Source organism: Ruegeria sp. BJ6, assembly GCF_056537885.1.
This window is the reverse complement of the sequence record NZ_JBQFSG010000011.1, coordinates 1-24,596: the sequence shown is the minus strand read 5'-3', so window position 1 is coordinate 24,596 and position 24,596 is coordinate 1. Positions and strand designations below refer to the sequence as shown.

General features: G+C 55.6%; 24 protein-coding genes and 1 pseudogene. 12 read left to right on the top strand and 13 right to left on the bottom strand.

What is annotated here, in order from left to right:
• Positions 1 to 20: 20 nt before the first annotated feature.
• The 5 genes from soxZ to ACR0D6_RS18830 all read right to left on the bottom strand — a co-directional run bounded on the left by soxZ (position 21) and on the right by ACR0D6_RS18830 (position 2,790).
• Positions 21 to 350 carry a thiosulfate oxidation carrier complex protein SoxZ gene (gene soxZ / locus ACR0D6_RS18850; RefSeq protein WP_480766658.1) on the bottom strand — a complete coding sequence of 110 codons (330 nt, stop codon included), beginning with the start codon at positions 348 to 350 and terminating at the stop codon, positions 21 to 23.
• Positions 351 to 384: 34 nt separating this feature from the next.
• On the bottom strand, positions 385 to 801 hold the full coding sequence (gene soxY / locus ACR0D6_RS18845) for a thiosulfate oxidation carrier protein SoxY (RefSeq protein WP_480766657.1): 417 nt from the start codon (positions 799 to 801) through the stop codon (positions 385 to 387).
• A 47-nt stretch (positions 802 to 848) separates the two neighbouring features.
• Positions 849 to 1,325, bottom strand: a complete 477-nt coding sequence (gene soxX, locus ACR0D6_RS18840; protein WP_170655478.1) for a sulfur oxidation c-type cytochrome SoxX — start codon at positions 1,323 to 1,325, stop codon at positions 849 to 851.
• Positions 1,326 to 1,456: 131 nt separating this feature from the next.
• On the bottom strand, positions 1,457 to 2,035 hold the full coding sequence (locus ACR0D6_RS18835) for a thioredoxin family protein (RefSeq protein WP_480766656.1): 579 nt from the start codon (positions 2,033 to 2,035) through the stop codon (positions 1,457 to 1,459).
• 14 nt (positions 2,036 to 2,049) lie between these two features.
• Positions 2,050 to 2,790, bottom strand: a complete 741-nt coding sequence (locus ACR0D6_RS18830) for a cytochrome c biogenesis CcdA family protein (protein ID WP_480766768.1) — start codon at positions 2,788 to 2,790, stop codon at positions 2,050 to 2,052.
• Between the two features lie 80 nt (positions 2,791 to 2,870).
• On the opposite strand from ACR0D6_RS18830, the gene ACR0D6_RS18825 reads away from it, so the two are divergent.
• From ACR0D6_RS18825 to ACR0D6_RS18815, 3 genes are all read left to right on the top strand, one after another.
• Entirely contained in the window at positions 2,871 to 3,245 is a 375-nt protein-coding gene (locus ACR0D6_RS18825; protein ID WP_480766655.1) for a hypothetical protein, read from the top strand.
• Between the two features lie 100 nt (positions 3,246 to 3,345).
• Positions 3,346 to 3,654 (top strand): ArsR/SmtB family transcription factor, encoded by a 309-nt coding sequence (locus tag ACR0D6_RS18820; protein ID WP_170543314.1) that lies wholly within the window; start codon positions 3,346 to 3,348, stop codon positions 3,652 to 3,654.
• A 42-nt stretch (positions 3,655 to 3,696) separates the two neighbouring features.
• A complete protein-coding gene (locus ACR0D6_RS18815; protein WP_480766654.1) occupies positions 3,697 to 4,758 on the top strand; it encodes a YeeE/YedE family protein in 1,062 nt (353 codons plus the stop codon).
• A 915-nt stretch (positions 4,759 to 5,673) separates the two neighbouring features.
• On the opposite strand, the gene ACR0D6_RS18810 is transcribed toward ACR0D6_RS18815, so the two are convergent.
• Both ACR0D6_RS18810 and ACR0D6_RS18805 read right to left on the bottom strand, forming a co-directional pair.
• Complete coding sequence (locus ACR0D6_RS18810; RefSeq protein ID WP_480766653.1) at positions 5,674 to 5,817, bottom strand: hypothetical protein; 144 nt, start codon at positions 5,815 to 5,817, stop codon at positions 5,674 to 5,676.
• A gap of 223 nt (positions 5,818 to 6,040) precedes the next feature.
• Positions 6,041 to 6,982 carry a LysR family transcriptional regulator gene (locus ACR0D6_RS18805; protein WP_480766652.1) on the bottom strand — a complete coding sequence of 314 codons (942 nt, stop codon included), beginning with the start codon at positions 6,980 to 6,982 and terminating at the stop codon, positions 6,041 to 6,043.
• Between the two features lie 114 nt (positions 6,983 to 7,096).
• Here ACR0D6_RS18805 and ACR0D6_RS18800 point away from each other — a divergent pair, with 114 nt between their 5' ends.
• On the top strand, positions 7,097 to 8,671 hold the full coding sequence (locus tag ACR0D6_RS18800; RefSeq protein ID WP_480766651.1) for an arylsulfatase: 1,575 nt from the start codon (positions 7,097 to 7,099) through the stop codon (positions 8,669 to 8,671).
• Between the two features lie 204 nt (positions 8,672 to 8,875).
• Here ACR0D6_RS18800 and ACR0D6_RS18795 read toward each other — a convergent pair whose 3' ends face one another.
• From ACR0D6_RS18795 to ACR0D6_RS18770, 6 genes and pseudogenes are all read right to left on the bottom strand, one after another.
• The gene (locus ACR0D6_RS18795; protein ID WP_480766650.1) at positions 8,876 to 9,508 is read right to left on the bottom strand and encodes a tyrosine-type recombinase/integrase; all 633 of its coding nucleotides are present in this window, start codon (positions 9,506 to 9,508) and stop codon (positions 8,876 to 8,878) included.
• Between the two features lie 477 nt (positions 9,509 to 9,985).
• On the bottom strand, positions 9,986 to 10,618 hold the full coding sequence (locus ACR0D6_RS18790; RefSeq protein WP_480766649.1) for a glutathione S-transferase family protein: 633 nt from the start codon (positions 10,616 to 10,618) through the stop codon (positions 9,986 to 9,988).
• A gap of 443 nt (positions 10,619 to 11,061) precedes the next feature.
• Positions 11,062 to 12,561: a DUF3987 domain-containing protein gene (locus ACR0D6_RS18785; RefSeq protein ID WP_480766648.1), complete on the bottom strand. Its 1,500-nt coding sequence runs from the start codon at positions 12,559 to 12,561 to the stop codon at positions 11,062 to 11,064.
• Positions 12,558 to 13,436: a DUF7146 domain-containing protein gene (locus tag ACR0D6_RS18780; protein ID WP_480766647.1), complete on the bottom strand. Its 879-nt coding sequence runs from the start codon at positions 13,434 to 13,436 to the stop codon at positions 12,558 to 12,560. The genes ACR0D6_RS18785 and ACR0D6_RS18780 overlap by 4 nt, the downstream gene beginning before the upstream one ends.
• 269 nt (positions 13,437 to 13,705) lie before the next feature.
• Positions 13,706 to 13,891, bottom strand: coding sequence for a helix-turn-helix transcriptional regulator (locus ACR0D6_RS18775; RefSeq protein ID WP_480766646.1), 186 nt, complete (start codon positions 13,889 to 13,891; stop codon positions 13,706 to 13,708).
• Between the two features lie 323 nt (positions 13,892 to 14,214).
• Positions 14,215 to 15,429, bottom strand: a pseudogene (locus ACR0D6_RS18770) (tyrosine-type recombinase/integrase).
• Positions 15,430 to 15,806: 377 nt separating this feature from the next.
• Between ACR0D6_RS18770 and ACR0D6_RS18765 the strand changes: the two are divergent.
• From ACR0D6_RS18765 to ACR0D6_RS18730, 8 genes are all read left to right on the top strand, one after another.
• A complete protein-coding gene (locus ACR0D6_RS18765) occupies positions 15,807 to 16,643 on the top strand; it encodes a transporter substrate-binding domain-containing protein (RefSeq protein ID WP_480766645.1) in 837 nt (278 codons plus the stop codon).
• A 54-nt stretch (positions 16,644 to 16,697) separates the two neighbouring features.
• Positions 16,698 to 17,669, top strand: coding sequence for an amino acid ABC transporter permease (locus ACR0D6_RS18760; protein ID WP_480766644.1), 972 nt, complete (start codon positions 16,698 to 16,700; stop codon positions 17,667 to 17,669).
• 12 nt (positions 17,670 to 17,681) lie between these two features.
• Entirely contained in the window at positions 17,682 to 18,422 is a 741-nt protein-coding gene (locus ACR0D6_RS18755) for an amino acid ABC transporter ATP-binding protein (protein ID WP_480766643.1), read from the top strand.
• A 4-nt stretch (positions 18,423 to 18,426) separates the two neighbouring features.
• On the top strand, positions 18,427 to 19,272 hold the full coding sequence (dapF, locus tag ACR0D6_RS18750) for a diaminopimelate epimerase (protein WP_480766642.1): 846 nt from the start codon (positions 18,427 to 18,429) through the stop codon (positions 19,270 to 19,272).
• Positions 19,273 to 19,336: 64 nt separating this feature from the next.
• Positions 19,337 to 20,977 carry a thiamine pyrophosphate-dependent enzyme gene (locus tag ACR0D6_RS18745; RefSeq protein ID WP_480766641.1) on the top strand — a complete coding sequence of 547 codons (1,641 nt, stop codon included), beginning with the start codon at positions 19,337 to 19,339 and terminating at the stop codon, positions 20,975 to 20,977.
• Entirely contained in the window at positions 20,977 to 22,167 is a 1,191-nt protein-coding gene (locus tag ACR0D6_RS18740; RefSeq protein ID WP_480766640.1) for a pyridoxal phosphate-dependent aminotransferase, read from the top strand. Before ACR0D6_RS18745 ends, ACR0D6_RS18740 begins: the two co-directional genes overlap by 1 nt.
• On the top strand, positions 22,167 to 23,510 hold the full coding sequence (locus ACR0D6_RS18735) for an MmgE/PrpD family protein (protein WP_480766639.1): 1,344 nt from the start codon (positions 22,167 to 22,169) through the stop codon (positions 23,508 to 23,510). Before ACR0D6_RS18740 ends, ACR0D6_RS18735 begins: the two co-directional genes overlap by 1 nt.
• Positions 23,511 to 23,579: 69 nt before the next feature.
• On the top strand, positions 23,580 to 24,485 hold the full coding sequence (locus ACR0D6_RS18730) for a LysR substrate-binding domain-containing protein (protein WP_480766638.1): 906 nt from the start codon (positions 23,580 to 23,582) through the stop codon (positions 24,483 to 24,485).
• Positions 24,486 to 24,596: the final 111 nt, after the last annotated feature.

The following is a 24,596-nucleotide window of genomic DNA, read 5'->3' as shown; positions in this document are numbered from 1 at the left end:
CTTCCTTTGTGGTCGAGCCGTTAGGCAATCTCGATCGTTTTCTTCTCGTCGTAGACAGAGCCATCGTCATCGTACCAGGTGAAAACAAACTCACCGGCTTCTGGCACGGTTGCTTCAAACTGGAAGTACGGATTGGTCGAAATGGCAGGCTCCATAGTTACATCAACCACCGTTTCTCCATTGAACTCGCAGGTGAACCGATTGATGATCGAACGCGGGATGACGTTGCCTTCTTTATCCTTACGCTGGCCGCTTTCCATCTTGTGGCTGATCAGTGTCTTGATCGTTATGGTTTCACCAGCAGCGGCTGTTTTTGGAACCTTGACGCGGGGTTTTACACCGGATGCCATTGGTTAATCTCCTGTTCTTCAGGGCGCGCGGCGATCAGCCGCCGCAGCCGCCGATTGTCACTTTCACGGTCGCGGACGCTTTGGCAAAGCTGCCATCTGCCATCTTCGCCACAGCAATGACATCCTGCGTTCCGGCAAGACGGATGCGGGTTGAAGCGGCTTGTTCAGCTGCCAGAGGGCCGAAATTGAATGTCGCGACACCCGGTTCGGGATTGCCTGCAGCCACGATCAGAATTGCAGCGGCGCCCGGGGCACTCACTTCGATAGGTACAGTATTTCCGTTTTCTGCGATTTCCGGAGCAGTCAACGTAACACCGCCATCAGCAATATCTGCCCCGCCTGTAAATGCCGCGATGGCATCTTCAGCAGCTGCATTTGCCTGAAGCGGCATAATTGTCAGGAACGCGGCGCCCAGCCCAAGGGCCAGTGTCTCGCGGCGAGAGAGTTCCATTTTCAATCTCCTTTGATTCTTCGAAATACCCGCGCCAGAAAGCGCAGTTATTCTTCTTTCAGGGTCGCAAGAAACGCGACCACGTCCTCGATTTCTTGTGCTGTCAGGATCGACGTCAAAGGCGCGGTTGGGGCTTTTCCGGTATAGGCGTCGCCCGGGCGGATATAGCCATCATCCTTGTAGAACGCAGGCATCACCGTGCCTTCAAATGTCATCTTTGCATTTGCGACCAATCCGCGAAGTTCTGCTTCGGTCCAACGATCACCGGCGCCATCCAGCATCGGGCCAACTTCGCCATGGAACGGGATGTCGGCCAAAGCCGAAACCGCGTGGCATGCCACGCAATTGCCTTTTGACTTGTCGCCAACGATCAGCGCGCCATTTTCCGCATCACCATTAGCGCCAGTCAAAGAGACTTCGATAGCACCATAGTCGTCATAGGTTACGTCTTTCGGGTCTGTATCTGCCGCAAATGCAGCAACACCCGTCATTGCGCAGACCAATGTTAAGAGTCTCAGCTTCATGATCCCTCCCATTTGCTAACACGCCGGCGGCGCCGTGCGACCCAAAGCATTTGTGTACCGTAGTCGACGAGTACCGCCTGTCGCAACATTAAATTCATCATAATGAATTTTTTTATTTGTAACGATGGCGCTCAATCTTGAGAAACATTGTTTCGCTCCTGAATTCGCCGGGCATGATACCGTTGGAAATCTTCACCATTATCAAGTTCGTATCGTTTCTCGTCGATCCAGGTGAATAGATCTAAGGTTGTTCCCTTGGAGAAAGCTCCCGGCATCACAGCGACCGCAGCGTCAATGGCTGAGGCATTCTCGGGCACCTCTTCCGGCAGAAAAACAAGTGTCGGGGTAAACAGAATCCCCCATTTGCGCATCAGCGCTCGTTGCTCATTCTCTTCCCCGTCAAAGTCGGTGGCCGCGGTGCTGCCATGCAAATCCAATTGGACGACAAAGAAATTCTCTTCGATAAATGCCGCGAGGTCAGGCTGGGGGAACACCTCCTCATGCATCTTTTTGCAGTAGATGCAGCCCTGTTGTTCAATAAATAACACCAGCCGTTTGCCCTCGCTTGAGGCCTCTTCAAGATCCTCTCGGAGGTCTTTGAATGTGTCGCGCATCCACGGCGTTTTATGCAAACCGTCGTCGCCAAGTTCAGCGGCGATAAGTGTCCCGCCTACAAGGCATGCGATCAATACCGACAAAACTCGTTTCATGTCTTCCTCCCGAATTAACCAATGGCTGCGAGCCAAGGCATATGGTCGAGCATCCATTGTGCGATGTGGTTAATGGAGTTTGTTGCGATGAGGGCACCAAAGAGCACCAGAAAACCACCCATGGCTTTTTCGATGAGGGCCAAGTGCTTTCTGAATTGCGCCATCCATTGCATGAAGGGGCGAACCAGAATGGCCGCCAGAACAAATGGTGCGGTCATTCCAACCCCATAGACGAACAGCAGCACCGCTCCACGCCAAGCCGTTTCGGTCCCGGCCGCTGTAAACAAAATCGCAGCGAGGACCGGCCCGACGCAGGGCGTCCAACCAAAAGCAAATGCCAAGCCCAGAACATAGGCCCCAATCAGGCTAACGCTTGAAGTCTCGCCGACGTCCGCACGAAATTGTCGATACAGGAACCCGATGCGAATAAACCCCAAGAAATGCAGGCCCATCGCAATGATGATTGCCGCGGCGATCCAACGCAGGATGTCGAAATACTCCCGTACCAGTTGCCCGAAAATCGACGCAGTCGCTCCAAGTGCCATGAAGATCGTAATGATCCCAGCCGCAAATGCCATTGCAGAAAGCGTTGCCTTGCGACGAACGCCAGCGGAAAGTGTTGACCCCGAAGAGATCTGATCAATCCCGACGCCCGCGAGATAACTGAGGTAAAACGGAACAATAGGTAGGATGCAGGGCGACAGGAACGACAACAGCCCTGCGACTAAAGCTCCCGCAAATGTAATGTCGAGCATGGTCAAACCCGTCCTGGCGCGCTATCATTCACACATTCAAAATAATAAAGATATATCACTGCGGTCAATCGGAGCTTGAGATGCGCCACCTACTTCTGCTTTTGCTTGCGATCACGTTGCTTGTTTCTCCCGTGGTTTCACGAGCAGAAATGACGCTTCTGATGGCCGAAGAAGATGGGTGTATGTGGTGCGCACGTTGGGATGCCGAAATCTCGGAGACCTACCCCAAAACACCAGAAGGACATGCCGCTCCACTTCAGCGCATCGATATCCACGCAGCTATGCCTGATGGCATCGCCTTAGAGCGGCCTCTCTATTACACGCCCACCTTTGTTCTGCTGGACAATGGCCAAGAGGTCGGCCGGATCGAAGGTTATCCCGGCGAAGATTTTTTCTGGGGGTTGCTGGGCGTTTTGCTGCGTGACGCGGGGGTACCGATTGAGACCTCTGGATAAACTGTGGCGCATTACATAAACTGTTATGAATGCGTGAAGCTATGAAAGCGAGGCGATCTTATTGGACAAATCTTCGAAACTGCCTGTGTTCTCTAAGGACATGTGCGCCGAAGACATGGACAGAATGATGGAAAATGCTCAGACGGCGTCAAGTTTCCTCAAGGCAATTAGCCATGAAGGGCGCTTGATGATCTTGTGCTATCTGTCCTCGGGTGAAAAATCTGTCACGCAGATGGAAGAAATGCTCTCGGCACGTCAGGCTGCCGTGTCTCAGCAACTATCCCGCTTGCGCTTTGAGGGCTTGGTCAAGACGCGACGCGAGGGGAAAACGATCTACTACAGATTGGCGGATGATCGATCGACACAGATCCTGGAAGTCGTCTACGATCTATTCTGCAGGGAGAAGTAGAAGCCGCCAAAAATAACCGCCAGCTTTGGGAGGAGACTGGCAATGTTCGAAGCATTGGGAGACGCCAACACCGTTGCACTGATTGGTTTGATCGGTGGCATTGTGTTGGGCTTGGCCGCACGCATTGGCCGTTTTTGCACGTTGGGTGCAATCGAAGATTACCTTTACGCAGATGATGACCGGCGTCTGCGGATGTGGGCAATTGCGATCGGCGTTGCAATTGTCGGTAGCCACTCAGCCATGGCTTTAGGGTGGTTGGACCCTGTTGGAACAAGGTATCTTGCACAGACCTGGAACCCACTTGGGTCGATCGTGGGTGGCCTCATGTTCGGTTACGGAATGGCCATCAGCGGAAACTGCGGCTATGGCGCGCTGGCAAGGCTTGGGGGCGGCGACCTTCGATCATTCGTCATCGTTTTGATTATGGGTCTATCTGCTTACGTTGTCATGTCCGGGCCCCTGGCGTATTTCCGTGTTTGGGTCTTTCCCGAGGAATTTGATCTTAGTGGCCCCCAGAGCATTAGCTTCCTTGCCGAACAACTGACCTCTATACCAGCTTGGCTCATTGGCTCCGTTATTGGCGTTGCGTTGGTGATTTTCGCCTTGGCAAACCAGCGCTTCCGCCGCACTCCCGCACAGGTGTTTTGGGGATCTGTAGTTGGACTGGCGATCGTATCAGGATGGCTCGGCACGAATTGGGTTGCGACGCACGGTTTCGATGGTGAGCCAGTTCAAACCCATACCTTCGCTGCACCCCTTGGCGACACAATATTCTACCTTATGACGGCCTCTGGAAACACTTTGTCCTTTGCCGTCGGATCAGTCTCCGGCGTTCTCATTGGCGCCTTTTTGGGATCTTGGTCTAAAGGCCATTTCCGATGGGAAGCATGCGAAGATCCACGTGAACTTAAGCGGCAAATGCTGGGCGCGGCAATTATGGGTCCGGGAGCGATCATCGCGGTTGGTTGCAGCGTCGGACAAGGCATATCTGCCTTCTCACTTTTGGCCTACAGCGCGCCCGTTACATTTGTTGCCATCTTCGCCGGTGCGGCGCTTGGGTTGAGACAACTCGTTTCTGGACTGTCCTTTATAACTGAGCGTTGAGTTCACAGTTCAAATCAGTATGGATCCGGATTCGCACCGGCGCTGCTTACGGGCTGCGCCGAAACTGAAAGAAACCCGGTTAGTTTGCTATGGCGCTGGCGGCCCTGCCATCACAATAGCAGGCCAAAGTGTTCTCTTTCTGACTTCGCCCTCGATCTCGCCGCAAAGGACATACCAAACCTTACCGTGCCCTTCCGTCAGCTCCGCCAGCTTCTGTAGCCGGAAAAAAGAGCTTTTGTTTTAGGAAGGACGAAGCTTAAGAATGGAATGTCTGCTTTTCGCCGTTTGTTGGCTTCTTTCGCATTGGCCGCGAATGGCCGTTTCCCGTCCATCGGAACTTCAATGCGCTTTCAGTAACCATTGAGGAAGATCACTCGTCACAAATCACCATGACGCCTTCCTATAACACCCCTACCCGCTTTCTGTGCCGAAACTGCTTATCTTGCTGCCATAAAGCCGTTGTTTTATTGATGTGACGACTTCCGATTTGGTGTCAAAAACGGTCTCGAAAACCGTTGTGGGTGCAAGCCCACCGAGGTTCGAATACCTGTCTCTCCGCCACTATAATAATTTAGATTGCTGTTTTTAATAATTTAATTCGAAATGTGGTTGAGTTATCCCCCACCCCCCGAAGGTGGCAAGCTTCACTTGAGCAGTTTTGGTTGGTGACAGTTTTTGTCCCGCTCTCGCGTCAGAGCGCGTGACTTTTGAGTTTCGGCCCAAAGCAGCCATTTGCGTCAGCCGCATCGAAGGTCTGGTTCGAGCCCAGACTGACATCATTCTGCTTCGCAGCGACGATTTGAGCGCAAGCATGGAAAACAGGATATTGGTCACTGCCTATGGTTAGCAAAGTCGATATTAGCTTACTTTGCCGAAGCATTCGTCACAGAGTCATTGTTTTCTTGCTCGTTGCGTTCATGCTTCCTGCGCTTGTAATTGTTCTTCAATATCAACTTGAAACGGGCCTAGCACCGGTTCCAGTCGCGGCTGCGTGGTTTGTTGTGAGCTTTGTTGCAGCGCTACGAGTTGCGATATCGATGCGGAGGATGCGTGACGCATTATTATTGAACAAACAGTCTGGTGAATAACTTCAATTGCACATCTAACGTCTTCGACCAACGGCAACTAAGTCCGCACAGCAGTCATTGACTTGATGAACTTCCAATGACTGCTTTGCGCAAGTAAGCGGAACTTCGGTAAATCTAACGGGCCTATGAAAACGACCTACATATTGGTCAGAAAATGTTTCAGTTACAGGCCTCCCTGTGCCTCCCGCCACCGATCACGCCCGATACTTGGCAAGTTCATTCCAAACCAATTCAACCGCGGCAGACGTGTTCTGCGACTTGCGCGCTGCGCAAATGTTCCATCTAAGGTTCTGTTCCATCGACACGGGTTTTGCGGTCTTTGCACGGATCAGCTCTGCGAATGTGTCCGGCATCCCTCCAACGATAAATTCAGGCTCTGCCAGCAGTCCAGTCAGGACGTTGTAGTCGTCGCATTCGATATGCGGCTGCGCATTGACCTTTTCGACGGCCTCGGCACCGCCACCAAGTGCTTTTGTCAAAGCGGCTTTCCAATGCTTGTGGAGATGGGGTGATGCAAAGGGAAAATCGAAAATGCCTGCCATAGTTTGCGGGCCGCGCTGGTGAATCTCATGATCTCGATGAGCAACGAACTGGATGGGTTGTTTCTCCATCACCATGATCTCGACATCGTCGGCTTCGGGCGTATAGGTCAGATCACCGAGGAACACGTCGAATTCACCCGCCTGCAATAAGTCGAGTGGACGAGCGTAGGCGCTCACCAGAATTCGGAAGCGCAGGTCAGGCATTGTTCTTCGGACGGCCCGTAAGACGGGCAGGATCAGGGTCCTCGTGGTGAGCGGCCCGCAACCGATCAGCAAAGTGCCCGGCCCGGTTTCGCGCAATCCAGAAACACGGGTCGCATAGCGGTCCAGGTCTTCACGCAGCGCTTGGGCGATTGGCAAAAACTCCTGCCCCGCACGTGTCAACGTGCTGCTATTTCGGCTGCGATGGAACAAAACAAGTCCCGTGTGGTCTTCAGCCTGCCCTACATAGCGGGACAACGACGCGTTGGAGACACCCATCGCACGAGCGGCGTTTTGGAAACTGCCGGTTTCAGCCAATGCGAGAAAGGCGGTCAAAGCGTTTTCGTTCATCATACGGTCTAATTGTTTCAGGTTTTGTGTTTTAGTTTTCATAATATGAAATCATGGTAAAGCTCTGTTGCGACAAGAAACTCTCAATCGCTATCCCTGATGGACCCTTCGGTATTTCCACCATCGATATCGTCTTACACGTCCACAGAGGTAACCATGTTCATTCTTCGATCTATTGCGGTTTCCGCCACGCTGGCCACGGCGACGGTCTCTGCCTTGCCGGTTTTGGCCGAAACCGACCAGCCCAATATCCTTGTCATCATGGCCGACGATGTCGGCTGGGCCAGCCTTGGCAGCTATCATCAGGGTGTGAAAAGCATCAAAACACCCAACCTTGATCAGCTGGCCGCCGACGGTATGCGTTTGACGGATTATTATGCTCAGCCAAGCTGCACTGCTGGACGGTCAGCCTTTATCACCGGACAATTGCCAGTTCGTACCGGAATGCACACAGTCGGCCTGCCCGGAGACCCTGAAAAAGGTCTGAGCGAGGATGATCCCACTTTGGCCAATATGCTGAAATCTCTGGGCTACACGACCGGTCAATTCGGCAAGAACCATCTGGGGGATATGAACAAATTCCTGCCGACGGTGAAGGGGTTTGATGAATATTGGGGTTGGCTCTATCATCTGAACGCGATGGAATACACATCCGACCCGGACTGGCCGAAAGATCAGAAATTCAACGACACATTTGGCCCTCGGAACATCATTCACGCGTATGCCACGGATACAGTCGATGAAACTGTGGACCCACGCTGGGGTCTGGTTGGCAAACAACGCATCATCGACGATGGCCCGGCCCCGCCCGAACGGCAAAAGACGCTGGACGACGAGGTGACAGCCCACACGCTGGACTTCATCAACCGCGCAGTCGACAGCGATACGCCGTTCTTTGTCTGGATGGCACCGGCGCGCGCGCATGTCTGGACCCATCTAAGCCCCGAATACGAGGCCATGCTGGGTGACGGGCGCGGTTTGCAGGATGTCGTGATGAAAGAGCTGGACGACAATGTGGGTAAAGTCATGGCGCGGCTGGACGAACTGGGCATCTCGGACAACACGATTGTTGTCTTTACGTCCGATAACGGCCCCGAAACCATGACCTGGCCCGATGGTGGAACAACCCCGTTCCATGGCGAAAAGGGCACGACATGGGAAGGCGGCTTCCGCGTCCCTGCCATTATTCGCTGGCCCGGCAAAGTCCCCGCCGGAACCGTGAGCAACGGTATTTTTGCGGGTCTTGACTGGATGCCCACCCTTGTTGCCGCTGCTGGCGGGCCTGACGATCTGACCGGATCATTGCTGGAGGGCTACGAAGGCTATCAGGTGCATCTGGATGGATACAATCAACTGTCGTTCCTGACTGGTAAGGGCGAGAGCAACCGGGACGAGATCATCTACTACGAAGGCCCGGACTTACAGGCAGTACGCCACGGAGACTGGAAAGCGCATTTCACGATCCAAACCGAAGGGTGGGCTGGCCCCAAAGAGGAACTGAACGCGCCCCTGCTGTTCAACCTGCGTCGCGATCCTTACGAAAAAGCGGCCGAGGAATCCGGGATGTACACCCGCTGGATGGGCAACAAGATGTGGGCATTTGGGCCGGCGGCCAAAATCGTTCAAAACCACCTGTCTACGTTCAAGGACTATCCTCCACGGGGTTCGGACGTCACCAACCAAGGTCATGTTGAAGAACAAATCTCGACCGAAGGCGGGATGTCACAGTAGAAATCAATTCACGGGAGGCACCAACCCTTGCCTCCCGATCCTTACAAGAACTCGTGGGTAACACCTGCTAACGAAGGTCCGCTTATGCACCAAGATTGTCATTTGGACCCAGCGCAGCATCGGTCAAAGGGGCTCGAACCAGACCTTCGATGCGGCTGACGCAAATGGCCGCTTTGGGCCGCCCGTGAAGGCGACCCATTGGCACTATATCTCAATGGCTTCGGCGATAGCCAAGGCATCTTCGAGTTCGACGCCGAGATACCGGACTGTACTGTCCATCTTGGTATGGCCTAGCAAAAGCTGGACCGCTCTGAGGTTGCCAGTTTTCTTGTAGATTTGGGTGACTTTCGTGCGCCTCATTGAATGGGTTCCATATGCGCTTGCTTCAAGGCCGATAGATGTAACCCAGTCTCGAACAATTCGCGCATATTGACGCGTCGAGATGTGCAACCTTTCGTGGAATCTGCCAGGCCAAAGGTATTCTGAACCGACCATGAGTTCATCTTCCATCCATTTCTCAACAGAGGCACGAGTGCCCTCGGATATCTCGAAGCGCACAGGTTTCTGCGTCTTGCTCTGCAGTACTGAAGCGCGTTCCTTGATCTGACCCGATGACATGATATCGACAACCTTCATCTTCACCAGATCACAGCCGCGAAGCTTGCTGTCGATTGCCATGTTGAAAAGCGCAAGATCGCGATGGTTGTCGGCAAGCTCGAGGCGAACTCGGATCGCCCAAACATGTTTTGGTTTCAGCGGGCGTTTTTGACCCACGATACGGCCTTTGTTCCAGGCTGGGCGAGGCGCGCGAATGGCAGGTAAGTTTGGGGTTTCCATGACTGATCCTCCGATCCGCCATGCCCACCCACAACGACAACCCGACGTTGACGCGGTCCAATATCACAGGATGCTGCGCTGCCTCCGAGGTCGGCAGAGAGCCCAATCAACCAAATGCTGCGCCGCATTCGAATGTCAGCTTTAGGGCGACGTCCGGACGCTCCGTGGGTGCACGCTAAGTGAACTTCTGACCCTACTCGGAGATTCGACAGAACCTCCGGTAGGTCCGTTTAGCGCTATGACCGGTCATTGTCCGCGACTGCACTGAGGGTCCGGAGACGAGGGCAAAGGGGAATCCGCGGAACAACTCGGGATTCGCAAACGTGCCGGTTTGGACTTGCGACACGACAACGAACACATGCCAGGCAAACGCGTCGGAAAATAGTTAGAGGGTTTGGAATGACAGAGGTGGTGTCAGTTTCGCGTTTAAAGTGACAGCGCGTTTGTCTGCTCACACAAGTTTGCACATGCCGCGAACTATTCGAACTTCGGCTCTGTCTTAGACATGCTTTCCCTCGACTCCATGCTTTCCCACCATGTGTGCAATCCAGGTTTGTCCGAAAGAGTGGGTTCTGCATCTGGCGTTTGCACAAAGTACCAGAACACGGGGGCCAAGTGGAGATCGGCAAGGCTCAGATCGTCCCCAGCCAAATAGGGATTTCCATCTTGCAAGTCCTCAAGAGTGCCGAGGGCTTTTTGGATCTCGGGCATAAGGGCTTGGCAAGCAGCTTCGTCGGTTTCGCCACCCATCATCGGTGCAAAAATTCTTTGCTCGCACAAACCAATGACCGGGCCATATGTATAGTTGTCGACAATGCTTATCATCTGCGCCATGCGGGCGCGCTGTTTCAAGCTACCGGGTTGCAATGCTGTGCCATCGAACCCTTCGTCGATGTAACGCTCAATCGCGCCGGTCTCATAAAGGTGAAATCCATTGTGCTCAAATGCCGGTACTTTGCCGAACGGTTGCCTGGCAATCTGTTCAGCTGGCATACCTTCCATGAAATCAACCTCGACGTGGTCATAGTCGACCCCTTTTTCTTCCATCACGAGGCGTACCGAGCGAGTGTATGTGCTGTAACTTGGTCCATAAAGAGTCAGATTTGCCATTTGACGTTCCTCCCTGAGTTAGAAAGCTAGCACAGCTGCAACTGGCACGCATCGCTTCGGTGAAGCTTTCGGGCAAGAGTCCGGGGGGTAGTCGCTTCAGCACAGGAGCCGCCTCTTGGCTTACGGTGAGTTTTGGGGCTAAACCCGCTGCCGTCTGATGCCCGCTGGAGAGTCCGGAATCGGGCAAAAGCTGCCGTCAGGTCGCATCAGTTGTACGGGCAACTCTTGGCACGAGGCCGACATAGCGCCCAAGTCGGTAATTGAGGCCGAACCAGACATTGAGGCCCCGTGCGCCAACGGCAGGTTTGTCCGCAATGCGGTCATTGGCACCAAGCGCAGCGATTGTCTGTTTTCCGCCCCCCTATAAGAACAGGCCTGACAAAACCGACATAGCCGACAAAATCTTAGTGCCTGGAGGTTGTGTCGGTTTTGTCATGAGGTAATCAAGCGCCTTCCGAGAGTATTGTCGGGTTGACGATGTATAGGCGAGAGCGCCGCCCGCCTGCTGCTCCTGATGGTTGTTCTACCAGTCGAACAATATCGCCTTCTTCCAATGCCTTGAGGGCGGGGTTTAACTCACTTGCAGTCGCCAAACCCGACCGATCCAGACGCAAAACCTCGCGCGAGGTAAAGCGTTCCCAACCTTGCTCTCGGATCACGGCCACCAGCCGACGCGCTGACCGTTCGGTTTTGGACAGTGACGCGCCTGCATACGCACGCTGTGCCATTGGAAGCGCATAGGATGTTATGAAGTACGCCGCCCGGTCGAACTCCTCCGCGCTGACCTGGTGCACCTCGTCTTCAATGCCTTTTGCCCAGTCCAGGTAAGACAACACCAGGGCAAGCCGAATGGTCATGCCAGGGAGCTTACCTATATACGAGAGCAACAACCCGTCTGCTTTTGCCTCCAAATCCCTTACGTAGCTACGTATAGCATCGAACCGGTCGCAAGCCTCTTCCGTAAATGGGATGAGCCAAGGCCGCGTCACGTCGTATTCGTCCGTTACTATACGTAGGGACAGGAGCCTGCCTAGTGCGCGTTCGATGAACGCATCTTCGGGAATGGATTGCGGACGCGGTATCGGCACGGGGTCAGGCCAGATCGGCATGAACCGGGCCAGCAAGCCATCATCATCAGAGTTGATCAGCAACCCGTTCAATTTGTCTGGCTGGATACCACCAACCACGCCAATAGATAGCCGGTCTATGTATACGGGGTCACGCCCCATACGCTCGACCGTATAGGCGCGACCGCCATAGGCTTCGAGCCAGAAAGGCCGATCCGACCCGCCGCCGGAATACCGCGTCATGCCTTGCAGCCACCCGGCCAATTCATCCCGCGCCGCCAATGTTCCACGCGCCTGCTTTTCCAGGATCACAGCTAAACGCTCTAAGGTGCCGTCTGCAACGCACAGACGCGGCAAGAAAGGTTGCTGACCAGGATTGGCCGCGTCAGGTCGCTCCGGTGGCGTGGACCCGTCTTTGATCGCGGCCTTGGTTGCTTCTTTCCACGTGCTTTCCGCAATCTTGGCGATCTCTGCCGCCTCTCGCCATTGAGCGAGTTCGCTTTCGGATGTCTTGCGAAGTTCCCGTTCAGCCTTGCGCAACGGCGTCAGCACAGCATCCAAACCAGGTGATTTGCCGCTGGACGGCAAACCAATTGCCATCGTCCACAGGATTGGCGGTTCTGACCAGCCTGCCCAGGGAGACACCCAACGGGTGTTTCCTATCAGTGATCCAGCGACTGCCAATAAAGCCGACACGATGTAATCCGGTGGCGCTGACTTTGCCTCAGCGGCAACCGTGATCCGTCGAGCCCATTTGGATCCGAAGACCTCTTCCACGGGCAACTTGGGCGCAGCCGCGCGTTCATCTCGCAAGAACCGCGATTCCGGTTCCGGCCAGTCAGGCGCAAAACTCTCTTCCTTTGGATGGATTATCATTGTGCTTTTACCTTTCCCGTCAGCACGTCGTTCCAGTCGTAGCCATCGGGGGCGGGCAGCAATGAGACACGCCATCCTAAGGCATAGGCGCGATGTGCCAGTACTTGTGCTGCTTCTCGACCAACGGCATCACCATCGGGCGCAATAACCAGTCCGTCAGGATGGTCAGGCAGGTGCAGGGATTTCATGCCGCTCGCGCTGAGCGCCGCCCAGACCTCCATGGGTCCGTCAATCAGACCGGAGAGCAGCGACAGCCCGGTTTCGATACCTTCTGTTACCACAAGCCTACCCGGGGTATGGGTAAGCCGAACCGCGCCGCCCTTTGTTGCGCCGAGCATGGCCTTACCCGGGGTATACTCGGATTTGCCTAAGCCATCGTGGTTTATGTAGGTCCGGTGAACAGCATCCGAGTCGCTACCCGTCACTTTGCCAACAAGCGCGGGGAGCCTTTTGGCTACCGGATGCCAGCATTCGCGGTGAAAGCGAAGGCTGTCAGGTAGAGGGCACGTGATACCCCGATTGCGTAGGTAGGTTTCAGCCAGGGTGCCATGAACAGGGTCAGAGTCCTGCCAGAGATCACGTGCAATGTGTGCACGGCGTTTATTGTGGCGGCGTTCGATTTCACGTTGCTTGTTCACAACATCACAGCCGATTAGCGAGTTATCGACGCTGCTGCCTGCCAACCCCATGCCTTTGAGCGCATCCAGAACGCTCACAAAGCTGCACCCAGCATGACAGGTCAGCAAAAGCTGACCTGAATACCCGTTTGCGATACTCAAGCTCGGCGAGCGGTCTTCATGCGCAGGGCAACAAGCCGTGCCTGAACGCCCGGTCCAGCGTCCACCCAAGGTGCGTGTAATGGTTTCAGCATCCATCAATTCCAGCCCCCCGCTTTGAAGGTTCCCGGGAGCGCGCCGATTTCTGGCGACGAGACGCCCAGAAACCTGTGCTGGAAACGCGAAAGGGCGTTTCGGGTGGTACAGTATCCCAAGTTTCGCCAGCGCGCCCCAGCACAGGTTTTAACCGTTACCCGCTGTTGAAAGAGCCATTGCAGATCATCTTTGCAAACCGCCACGCGATAGCGCCCAAAGGTAAACAATACGCGTTCGTAGTTTGCCGACGTTTCATGATGCTTTGTCATGGATCACACTGCCTCGCTTGAGCGGCTTTCCAGCCAGGTCAAAACATCAGACTGTCGCCAGCCCACAGCACGCTTCCCTAGCTTGATCGGCTTTGGGAACGTTCCGTCCGCAATCATGGCGTAGATGGTAGACCGGGAAAGACCCACCAGAGTTTCTACGTCTGGCCTACGATAGATTTTGTCTTGCATTTCAATGTGCCTCTTCGTGCGCCGCGCCATTTCTTTTGACGCGAACCGTTGTCGGCAGTATCGAGAAAGGCAGGGATTGCTCTAATTCCTAACTTCCCGTCGGTTCCGGTGTTGGCGCATCGGAGCCGACACGAAGCGCTAACTGCCAGTAAGCGCCGCGTAAGTCCGAATAAGCACAGCAAAATACACCTGCCAACACGCCCCCGGAGAGGTTGTAAAACCTATATATTACAGTAGCTTGTATTGCGATCTGGGGGACTGCGTAGGAAATTCATAGAAAATGCAGGTTTTTTGGACGGAAAGCCTAAGCCTCTGATTTTGTTTTATTCTTTTTTCAGGAATTTTTCCCAGGCAGCCATCATTTTGCGGCGGCGTTCCAAGGCATCGGTTCGGCGGTAGGCGCGCACGACCATGCTGTCCACATTATGCGCAAGTGCCAGTTCCGCCATGTGGTGATCATAACCCTCTTCTGCGGCCCAATCGCGGAAGGTAGAACGCAGCCCATGCGGGACGGCAGGTGATCCGCTTTTGACGTCAAAATAGCCGGGACCATCTTTCGCAAGGTCAGCTTTGTGCATCTTTCGCATGACGGAGGACAAAGCCATGTCTGAGAGCATGCCGCCCTTGGCTCCAAAGAACACATAGGGCGAGCCTTCGAGCCTTGGAAGTTCTTGCAATAGTGTAACCATGGATGGGGTCAGCGGAACGCGATGCTGTCGCCGTGCCTTCATGCGTGCTGCGGGGATCGTCCAATGGCGCTCGTCAAAATCCACTTCATCCCAAGTCATGCCCCGTATTTCCCCGGAGCGCGACGCGGTGAGAGCCGCAAATTGAAGCGCCTTGATCGAGATGCCGTCCCGGTTTGAAAGATCAGCCCACCAGCGTCCTGTGTCCTTCTGCGCCAAGGCGGGGTGGTGTTTGACGGTCGTAACTTTGCTGGGTTTGGGTAGAACTTCGGATAAGTTACCTTTCCACCGCGCCGGATTATCGCCAATGCGCAATTCATTCACCGTCGCCCAAGACAAGACCTTTTCAATGCGCCCACGCAAGCGGCTAGCGGTTTCGGTCTTCTCTTCCTAGATCGGTTTGAGAACCGAAACGATATCCGTAACATCGATGGTTTCCACAGGCATGTGACCGATCACTGGAATGGCGTAGGTGTCCAGCATCGCGCGCCATTGCTTCTTGTGCTTTTCGTTGCGGAACTCCGCAAGCTTGGCTTCCAGGTACTTTTCGACAACGCTGGCAAAATCCGTGTCCATTTTGGCTTTGCGTTTCTCTGCCAGGGGATCGCCACCCAGGTACGCTTTGCGCTTGTTCTCGACCGCCTGCTCCCTTGCCATCAACAACGTGACCAAGGGGAAGTTTCCCAAGCCGATCTCGCGCCGCTTACCGGAAATCACGATCCGCTGCACCCAATACTTGCGGCCATCTTTGTCAATTCTTAGAAACAAACCGTAGCGGCTGTTGTCGAAGTATTTCCCTGGCTTGGTGATGTTCTTTACAAAGGTTGCCGTCAGGGGTTTGCCTGCTGCCATTGTTCTGCTCATTCCGCATTTTAGTCCATCATTTTATCCCCCAATTGATGCTGGATTTCACCGGAACTCACAAAACCTCATTGGGTGCACAACGGAAAATAACTCTTTAATAATTGGGTATTATGAGATTTCTGCGGACCACATCGGATCTCCATATGGCTACCTGTCTCTCCGCCACTGATATCCTGACGAAGTTTAAGAACAGTAACATTGGGTGCGAAGCACAAGTGGCTCGCAATCGGTGTACTGTTGGTCAGAGCCTAGATCGGCTGACGAATTTGGGCTGAAAAAATTTCAATACCGCTCAAAATAATTCCCTAAAGCCTCCGACCTCTTTCGTGCAGTTTCTTCAATGCGTTTCCAGCTTGGAGGAATGAATGGGACAATCTAGACGAGTATTCACAATCGCCGCCGCCATTGCCGCCTTTTGCGCCAGCACTGGGGTCAGTTTTGCTGGTGATGCATTGGACCGTGTCACGTCGGATAAGCTGCTTAAAGTTGCGACCGATGCAAACTGGGCACCGCAGAGCTTTCTGAACGACAACAACGAAATGGATGGCTTTGACGTCGACGTTGCCCGTGAAATCGCGCAGCGCATGGGCGTCGAAGTGGAGTTCGTGACGCCTGCGTGGGACATCATCACAGCCGGAAATTGGAACGGGCGCTGGGATGTCTCGGTCGGGTCGATGACCCCGACAAAAGCGCGAGCCAAAGTACTGAGCTTTCCCGCCGTCTATTACTATACACCTGCCGCTGCCGCTGTTCATAACGACAGCTCAGCCTCGTCTGTTGCTGATCTGAATGACAAAACGATGGGGGCAACAACCTCCAGTGTCTTTGAGCTGTATCTGCAGCATGATCTGACAATTGATGCCGAGGGTGTGCCGGGCTTTGAATATCAGATCTCGCCCGGGGAATTGCGTTCCTACAAGGATTCCACGGCAGTAATGGACGATCTGCGATTGGGTGACGGGACGCGACTGGATGGAATGATCGGATCACTTCCGGCGATTCTGGAAGGCATCAAGAACAATTACCCGCTCAAAGTTGTCGGCGATCCGGTCTTCTATGAACCTCTGGCCATCGCCATCGACCGCGGTGATCAGGAATTCAATGACAAGCTTGCCGGAATCGTCGCCGACATGCGTGCCGATGGAACGCTGACGAAGCTCAGCGAAAAGTGGTACGGCGTCGACTACACCACCACAAAATAACAACAAAACAGGCCGGCTCGCCTCTGGCGAGCCGCTCCATTCAGGAGGCAGGTCATGCTTTATGCCGACACGGTGGTGAACGATCCACTGGTCCACAAACCCAAGATCGTTGGATTGATGTTGGTCGTCGCGACGGCATTCTTCATTCTGATCGACACAACCGGCTCAATTTTCGGAGAACTCATGAGACCGGTGATCGGAGAACCCGCAGAATCCGGGTTTTACGGGCGATTTGCCACCGGTCTGGTGTTGGGCATTCTGTTCGCGTTCAATATTGTCCTGATTGGATTTCTTAAATTCAGGCTTCAGGTTGTCATCGTCTGGTTGCAGTTGCTGGCGCTGTTTCTGGCCTTCTTCTATGGCTTCGATCTGGACTTTGCGTTTATACGCTCGAAAATCTGGTTCATGGTCAGCCAAGGCGTGTTTACGACGCTTTACGTCTCGGCCATATCGATAACGCTTGCCTCAATACTGGCGATCATCGGGGCTGTGGCCAAGCTGTCTTCCAATGGGTTCGCTTTTGCGATTGCCAGCTTTTATACCTCGTTCTTCCGGGGCCTGCCGCTGCTGATGCAGGTCTACCTGATCTATCTCGGCCTGCCTCAGCTTGGTTACGTGATCGACGCGGTTCCGGCCGGCATTCTGGCGCTGACCCTGTGCTACGGCGCCTACATGACCGAGATTTTCCGTGCTGGTATCCAGTCGATCGCGAAAGGCCAGTGGGAAGCGTCACGCTCGTTAGGCTTCAAGTTCGGCCTGACCATGCGTCGGATCATCCTGCCGCAATCGCTGCCACTGATCATACCGCCGACGGGCAACCAGTTCATCGCCATGCTCAAGGATAGCTCTCTGGTATCCGTGATCGGCGTGTGGGAATTGATGTTTCTGGCCCGTACGCTCGGGACTAAGTCGTTCCAGCATATGGAGATGCTGATCACCGCCGCCATCATCTACTGGATGCTGTCCATGTGCCTTGAACTGATCCAGGGCCGGATCGAGCGTCACTTCCGCACCAAGAGCCACTGAGGAGGTCGCGTCATGGCAGAACCGATTATCGAAATGCGCGGCGTCAACAAGTGGTATGGCCAATATCATGCGCTCCGTGACATCAACTTTGTCGTCAACAAGGGCGACAAGATCGTTGTGTGCGGTCCGTCCGGTTCCGGTAAATCCACGATGATCCGCACACTCAACTGGCTTGAGGCACATCAGGAAGGCGAGATCATCGTCGACGGGATGCATCTTCATCAGAAAATGAAAGATATCGACAAGGTTCGGATGGAAGTGGGTATGGTGTTCCAGCACTTTAATCTGTTCCCTCACCTGACTGTTCTGCAAAACCTGATGGCTGCTCCCATGTGGGTGCGCGGTGTGCCCGAGGCCGAGGCGCGCAAGACTGCGATGAAGTACCTCGAACGGGTCCGCATTCCGGAACAGGCTGAAAAGTACCCCGGGCAGCTATCGGGGGGGCAGCAACAGCGCGTGGCAATTGCGCGCTCACTTTGCATGAACCCGAAGGTGATGCTGTTTGACGAACCAACCTCGGCGCTGGATCCCGAAATGGTGTCTGAGGTTCTGGACACCATGGTCAGTCTGGCGCGCGATGGGATGACCATGGTGTGTGTGACCCACGAGATGGGGTTTGCCAAGGCCGTGGCGGACCGGGTGATCTTCATGGATGAAGGCCAGATTATCGAGGAAAATGATCCCGTCAGCTTCTTCGAAACTCCCCAAAGCGAGCGGACCAAACTGTTCCTTAGCCAGATTCTGCAACACTAAGCCAATGCCTGACTTCATCAAGATGCAGGGGCTTCGCAATCACTTCGTGATCGTGGATGCCCGCACTGCCCCATACTTTCCGACACCGGATGAGGTGATCTGGGTTTGCGATCCCAAGGTGGGAGTTGGCGCGGATGAACTGGTTGTTCTGGAGCCCTCGGGCCACCCGCACGCAGCAGCGTTCATGCGGATTTACAACATTGATGGAACCGAGGTGCAGGCCTGTGGGAACGCGACCCGCTGTGTGGCCTGGCTTTTGCTCGAACAGGCTGATGCGGACGCGATTGTTCTGGAAACGCGCGTCGGGCCATTGCGTGCGCGGCGATGCGGGGATCAACTGGTGCAGGTGGAAATGGGAGAGTTGACGCAGAACTGGCGGGCGATGTCCCTGTCGGGCCCGCAGGATATGATGGCCCTGCCTGTTGGGAACGGGTCGCTGCAATCTCCCGTGGGTCTGGCCGTTGGCAATCCGCACGCGGTGTTCTTCACAAACGATCTGGACTCCGTCGATCTGCCCAAGCTGGCCCCAGCAATCATGGCGAACCCTCTTTTTGCCCAGGGCGTGAATGTTGGCGTTGCCGAGATGTTGTCGCCCTCAGACATGCGATTATCGGTCTATGAGCGACCCGGCGTTTTGACCACCGCCTGCGGATCGGGGGCCTGCGCCGCAGTGCAGGCGGCACGTCTGTCGGGACGTACCCACCGGAATGAGATGCAGGTTCACATGCCAGCCGGGACCGTGGCGATCCGGATCCGTTCAGACAACGTGGCCGAGATGACCGGACCTGTGGCGCACTGTTTCAATGGACGGTATCGATTTCAGGGTGAATTCCCCTCAACCCCGGTGTGAAAAATTCAGTTTTAGTCTTTCGATCCGACTGGAAAATAAGAACTCTGACAGAGGAGTAATCGCGATGCGGACAGGCGGACAGGTTCTGATCGACATGTTGCGGGTGAACGGCGTCGATGCGATTTTTGGCGTCCCCGGTGAAAGCTATCTGGCGGCGCTTGATGCGCTGCATGATTGCTCGAACACAATGAAATACTACACCACCCGGCAGGAGGGTGGCGCCGCATTCATGGCGGCAGCCTATTCGGATGCCACCGGCAAACCGGGCGTGTGTTTCGTGACACGCGGACCCGGTGTGACAAACGCCTCAATCGGGGTGCATACGGCTCAGCAGGGCTCGACCCCGCTGATTCTGCTGATTGGACAGATTCCGCGCGCCCATCGCGACAAGGAAGCCTTTCAGGAGGTCGATTACCGCCGTTTCCTCGGTCACATGGTGAAATGGGTGGCCGAGATCGACGATCCCGCCCGCATACCGGAATATGTCAACCGCGCCTTCCGCACTGCCCTTTCGGGACGGCCTGGCCCGGTGGCGCTGGCCCTGCCCGAGGATATGCTGGCCGAACTGACCGACGCCGCCGATCTGCCACAGGTCAAGCTGACCCCTCCCGCGCCTACACCTGCCGATCTGGAACAGGTGGCCGGGCTTTTGGCAAATGCCGAGCGCCCGCTGTTGCTGCTGGGTGGAACCTGTTGGACCGAAGATGGGCAAGCCGCGGCCATACGTTTTGCCGAGGATCATGGCCTGCCGGTTGCCGTAGGGTTCCGTCGGCAAGGGTTGTTCCCGCATGACCATCCCAATTTCATCGGGAATCTGGGTTTTGGCGGCAATCCGATGCCCAATGAATACGCCAAATCCGCCGATCTGGTGATCGCGTTGGGCGCTCGCCTGAATGATGGAACCACATTGAAATTCAGCCTCATCCGATCTCCGCAGCCGGATTGCAGGCTTGTCCACATCCTGCCGGGGGCCGAGGATCTGGGGCGGCTATATCAGGCCGATCTTCCCATTCTGGCTGACCCGAACGAAGCTGCAAAATCGCTGGCGTTGCTGCCGGTCGCCAGGCGCCATTCACCCGCCAGCGCGCGTGCGGATTACGAGACAATGCAAGCACTGCCCGTCCAACGCGGACCGGTCGATATGGCTGAGGTGATGCGTGTGCTGAACACCACCCTGCCGCGTGAGACCACGATGACCACCGGTGCAGGCAACGCCGCCGACTGGCCCAATATCCACTTCGACTATCGCCAGTTTCTGGGCGCACTGGCCCCTATTTCGGGCGCGATGGGCATGGGGGTTCCGGCGGCGGTGGCTGCCAAAGTGGCGCGGCCCTATGCACCTGCCGTTTATGTTGCCGGGGATGGCGATTTTCTGATGAACGGGCAGGAGTTGGCGACAGCGGTTCAATACGGGCTCGACCCGATTTTCATTGTTATCGACAACGGTATGTACGGCACCATCCGCACCAATCAGGAACGCAAGCATCCCGGGCGCATCTCTGGGACGTCGCTGACAAATCCGGATTTTGCTGTGGTGGCGCAAGGCTATGGCGCGCACGGCGAACGGGTTGAAACCACCGCCGAATTCGCCCCAGCGCTGGAACGCGCAATGGCGTCTGGCAAAGCCGCGGTCATCCATGTGCTGGTCGGGCCGGACAGTCTTGGTCCCAATCTGACACTGAGTGATCTGGCGGAGGCGTCCTGATGCTGTCCCGTCTGATTGATGCCCTGCCCGCGTCGCCGATCATTGGTGTCTTCAATAAGGCCTTCGAGATGCGGCAAGCCGGGGCTGACCTGATCGACTTTTCCGTGGGCGAGCCGGATTTCGACACGCCTGCCCATATCTGCGAAGCCGGGATCACGGCCATCCGCGCGGGCGATACACGCTATACCCCGACTGACGGGAACGGAACCGTCAAGGCGGCCGTGATCGAAAAGTTCCGCCGCGATAACGGGCTGACCTTCTCGTCGTCGGAAATCATCGTCTGTTCTGGTGCCAAACCATTGCTGGCGACCGCAATTCAAGCGGTGCTGAATCCTGGGGACGAAATGATCCTGCCGGTGCCGCTCTGGGCGTCGCATCTGGGTATGGTGCAGGCGGTTGGCGGGGCACCTGTGCTGGTCGATACATCAAATGATGGCTTCAAACTGACACCGGATAAGCTGGAGGCCGCCATCACGCCGCGGACGCGGTTGCTGATGATCTGTTCACCGTCCAATCCAACCGGGGCGGTTTATTCAGCAGCTGAACTGCGGGCGCTGGCAGATGTGCTGCGGCAGCATCCCGGGGTCAACGTCATTTCGGACGATCTGTACGAGCATATCATTTTCGATGGTGCCGAATTTGCGACGCTGGCCGCCGTTGCCCCCGATTTGCAACCACGGATACTTACCGTGAACGGGGTGTCGAAATCCTATGCGATGACCGGCTGGCGCATAGGTTTTACAGGCGGGCCAGATTGGTGGACCAGCGGTATCCGCAGCCTGTTCAGCCAGACCAATGGCGGGCCATGCTCGATCAGTCAAGCGGCCACTGTGGCGGCACTTACCGGCCCGCAGGACTTTCTGAAGGATTGGTGCGCCACCTATCAGCGCCGCCGCGATCTTGCGCTGGAGGGGCTGGCCAAGATCAATGGGTTACGAACGCAATCCCCGGGTGGCGCGTTCTATCTGATGCCGGATTGCGGTGCCTTGCTTGGCCGCAAGACGCCTGAGGGCAAGGTATTGACAAGCTCGACCGACCTGGCGGCCTATTTCCTGGAACACGGGGCCGTTGTGGTGCCCGGACCCGGCTTTTCATGCGATCCGTTCTTTCGCATGTCCGTCGCGACGTCCGAGCAGAACATAACAGAAGGCCTGAACCGCATGAAATCCGCCGTGGAGATGTTGAACTGATGGTACAGAGATTTGATCGCTTCGCAGCAGACCTGACCTATGACGATCTGCCCGAGGCCGCCCTGTGGACCCTTCGCCGATCCTTCGTTGACACGATGGGCGTTGCCGCTGTCGGGGCCACCACAGAATTGTCAGGTATCGCCCGCCGGGTCGCGCCGATGGTGTTCGGAGCCGGAACAACCGGATCGGCGAAGATGCTAATGGATGGCCGTGCAGTCAGCCCTGTCGGCGCGGCCATGGCCGGAGCATTCACCGTAGACAGCATCGACGCCCATGACGGCACAACGCCCTGCAAGGGTCATGCTGGTTCGGCCATTTTCCCCGCCATGATCGCAATGGCGCAGGCCAGCGCAGATGGGTTGGACGGCAGGCGTTTTGCAGAAATCCTCGCCGCCGCCTACGAAATCTCGTATCGCGCCGGGCTGGTCCAACACGCAACCTGCGCCGACTATCACACATCCGGAGCCTGGACTGCCGTGGGTGTTGCCGCCGCAGGGGCAAAATTGCTGGGCGGTGATGCGGAAAAAATCCGGCAGGCTGCCGGGATCGGTGAGTATCATGGCCCCCGCAGCCAGATGATGCGCTGCATCGACCACCCCACCATGGTGCGTGACGGTGTCGGCTGGGGCGCTCCGTCCGGGGTGACGGCCGCCTATCTGGCAATCGAAGGGTTCACCGGTGCCCCGGCCCTGACATGTGAAGGGGAAGAAGGCACAGAATTCTGGTCCGATCTGGGCACTGGGTGGCGGCTGGTCGATCACACGCATTACAAGGCGTACCCCTGTTGCCGTTGGGCGCACCCGTCACTCGATTCCGTGCATGACATGATGCAGAAACATGGGTTCACCCACGAGCAGGTGGACAGCATCGAAATCCGCACCTTCCACTATGCAACCCGGCTTGCCGGGCACGAGCCGCAAAATCAGGACGAGTTCGCCTATGCCATCGCATTCCCCGTGGCGGCGATGATCGTGCGCGGCCAAGTTGGGGTCAACGAACTGAGCACCGAGGCGTTGCGAGATCCCGACATCCTGCGGGTAAGCCGTTCCATCAGGCTGATTGATGATCCGGAAATGACCCGCATCAGCACCGACAAACGCTGGGCGCAGGTGACGATCATCCTGAAGGACGGTCAGCGGATCGAAGATAAGCCCCGCACTCCCCGCGGAGACGCGGATATGGCACTGACCGACAGCCAGATCACCGAAAAGTTCCATATGCTGGCCGACCCCGTTTTGGGTTCCGCGCGGGCCAAGGAAATCGGTGACCTGTCGTCTGGCTTCGACCAGTTGAGCGCGTCCGAGTTACGGCACCTTTTCGATTTGTGTACGGCAAGCCCTTGAAAGGAAAGGTCTGGGACAGGCGGCAAGATTGCATTAATCTCTGCGCAATAACCGGCTCCGGAGAGACAGATGTCACGCAAAATTCCGCCATTTGCAGCTGTCCGCGCCTTCGAGGCCGTCGTTCGCTTGGGCCGCAACGTTGAGGCCGCGCAGGAGCTGAACATCACGGCTTCTGCCGTGAGTCACCAGATACGATCGCTTGAAGCATTTGTTGGTGCAACGCTTTTGCATCGGGGTGCCAATCATACAGCGGAATTGACCGAAGAAGGCAAAGCGATCTACGAACCCGTTCGTCAGGCGCTTGATACTCTTGACGCTGCTTTTGCCCGTCATACCGATGACAAGACCAAGCAAGTGGTATCGGTGCATATGTACCAGTCGCTGGCTAACATGTGGCTTATCCCAAAACTGCCGCAACTGCGAGAAGTTGCCCCCAACCTCACAGTCAAAATCGTCACCATGCCCGAAGAAATCTCGCTCAGCGGCAGTGATATCGACATGGCCATTGTTTTTTCAGATAAACCGCCACAAGAGCCGCGTTGCATCAAACTGTTCGATGAAGTGATTCAACCGGTCTGTGCATCAGAATATCTGGAAGCGCGCGGTTCGGTTCCGCAACCCGAGGAAATGCCGTCGGAACCCCTGATCCGAAGCCGCCATCACGTCAATGAGTGGGATCTCTGGTTTTCAGCCATCGGTCTGAGTGAATCCTCGTGGAAACCTGTCGCCGAGATGGATAATCGTTCCAACGCCTTACAAGCGGCCCAGATAGGTTTGGGCTGGGCGATGGATCGGCGCCCATTTGGCGAGGAAGGTCGGCGCAAAGGTCATCTTGTTGCGCCGCTTGAGTTTAGCTTGCCGACGGGCAACGCATATTACCTTTTGACATCCCACCGTGCCGACGGAACTCGCGCGGTTACACAGTTCCGAAATTGGCTTCTGCGTATCTGCACAAATGAGTTTCAGCTTAGCTGAAACTCTCCATCTCTTGCTTAACATCCCGCAATCTTTGGCCTTTTGGGTCGAACGGCGGTTTTTCGAGGATTTTGGCCTTGTGAGGTTTGCCGAGAATAAAGATCTCTACCT

What these genes read in the sequence shown, in the direction of transcription:
- ACR0D6_RS18825 (WP_480766655.1), top strand. Translation starts at nt 2,871, where the DNA reads ATGCGCCACCTACTTCTGCTTTTGCTTGCGATCACGTTGCTTGTTTCT.
- ACR0D6_RS18780 (WP_480766647.1), bottom strand. Translation starts at nt 13,436, where the DNA reads ATGGATGCTGAAACCATTACACGCACCTTGGGTGGACGCTGGACCGGG.
- ACR0D6_RS18765 (WP_480766645.1), top strand. Translation starts at nt 15,807, where the DNA reads ATGGGACAATCTAGACGAGTATTCACAATCGCCGCCGCCATTGCCGCC.
- ACR0D6_RS18760 (WP_480766644.1), top strand. Translation starts at nt 16,698, where the DNA reads ATGCTTTATGCCGACACGGTGGTGAACGATCCACTGGTCCACAAACCC.
- ACR0D6_RS18785 (WP_480766648.1), bottom strand. Translation starts at nt 12,561, where the DNA reads ATGATAATCCATCCAAAGGAAGAGAGTTTTGCGCCTGACTGGCCGGAA.
- ACR0D6_RS18730 (WP_480766638.1), top strand. Translation starts at nt 23,580, where the DNA reads ATGTCACGCAAAATTCCGCCATTTGCAGCTGTCCGCGCCTTCGAGGCC.
- ACR0D6_RS18810 (WP_480766653.1), bottom strand. Translation starts at nt 5,817, where the DNA reads ATGCGTCACGCATCCTCCGCATCGATATCGCAACTCGTAGCGCTGCAA.
- ACR0D6_RS18805 (WP_480766652.1), bottom strand. Translation starts at nt 6,982, where the DNA reads ATGAAAACTAAAACACAAAACCTGAAACAATTAGACCGTATGATGAAC.
- ACR0D6_RS18815 (WP_480766654.1), top strand. Translation starts at nt 3,697, where the DNA reads ATGTTCGAAGCATTGGGAGACGCCAACACCGTTGCACTGATTGGTTTG.
- ACR0D6_RS18755 (WP_480766643.1), top strand. Translation starts at nt 17,682, where the DNA reads ATGGCAGAACCGATTATCGAAATGCGCGGCGTCAACAAGTGGTATGGC.
- ACR0D6_RS18830 (WP_480766768.1), bottom strand. Translation starts at nt 2,790, where the DNA reads ATGCTCGACATTACATTTGCGGGAGCTTTAGTCGCAGGGCTGTTGTCG.
- ACR0D6_RS18820 (WP_170543314.1), top strand. Translation starts at nt 3,346, where the DNA reads ATGTGCGCCGAAGACATGGACAGAATGATGGAAAATGCTCAGACGGCG.
- ACR0D6_RS18790 (WP_480766649.1), bottom strand. Translation starts at nt 10,618, where the DNA reads ATGGCAAATCTGACTCTTTATGGACCAAGTTACAGCACATACACTCGC.
- soxX (WP_170655478.1), bottom strand. Translation starts at nt 1,325, where the DNA reads ATGAAGCTGAGACTCTTAACATTGGTCTGCGCAATGACGGGTGTTGCT.
- ACR0D6_RS18745 (WP_480766641.1), top strand. Translation starts at nt 19,337, where the DNA reads ATGCGGACAGGCGGACAGGTTCTGATCGACATGTTGCGGGTGAACGGC.
- ACR0D6_RS18740 (WP_480766640.1), top strand. Translation starts at nt 20,977, where the DNA reads ATGCTGTCCCGTCTGATTGATGCCCTGCCCGCGTCGCCGATCATTGGT.
- ACR0D6_RS18800 (WP_480766651.1), top strand. Translation starts at nt 7,097, where the DNA reads ATGTTCATTCTTCGATCTATTGCGGTTTCCGCCACGCTGGCCACGGCG.
- ACR0D6_RS18835 (WP_480766656.1), bottom strand. Translation starts at nt 2,035, where the DNA reads ATGAAACGAGTTTTGTCGGTATTGATCGCATGCCTTGTAGGCGGGACA.
- soxY (WP_480766657.1), bottom strand. Translation starts at nt 801, where the DNA reads ATGGAACTCTCTCGCCGCGAGACACTGGCCCTTGGGCTGGGCGCCGCG.
- ACR0D6_RS18775 (WP_480766646.1), bottom strand. Translation starts at nt 13,891, where the DNA reads ATGCAAGACAAAATCTATCGTAGGCCAGACGTAGAAACTCTGGTGGGT.
- soxZ (WP_480766658.1), bottom strand. Translation starts at nt 350, where the DNA reads ATGGCATCCGGTGTAAAACCCCGCGTCAAGGTTCCAAAAACAGCCGCT.
- ACR0D6_RS18795 (WP_480766650.1), bottom strand. Translation starts at nt 9,508, where the DNA reads ATGGAAACCCCAAACTTACCTGCCATTCGCGCGCCTCGCCCAGCCTGG.
- ACR0D6_RS18735 (WP_480766639.1), top strand. Translation starts at nt 22,167, where the DNA reads ATGGTACAGAGATTTGATCGCTTCGCAGCAGACCTGACCTATGACGAT.
- dapF (WP_480766642.1), top strand. Translation starts at nt 18,427, where the DNA reads ATGCCTGACTTCATCAAGATGCAGGGGCTTCGCAATCACTTCGTGATC.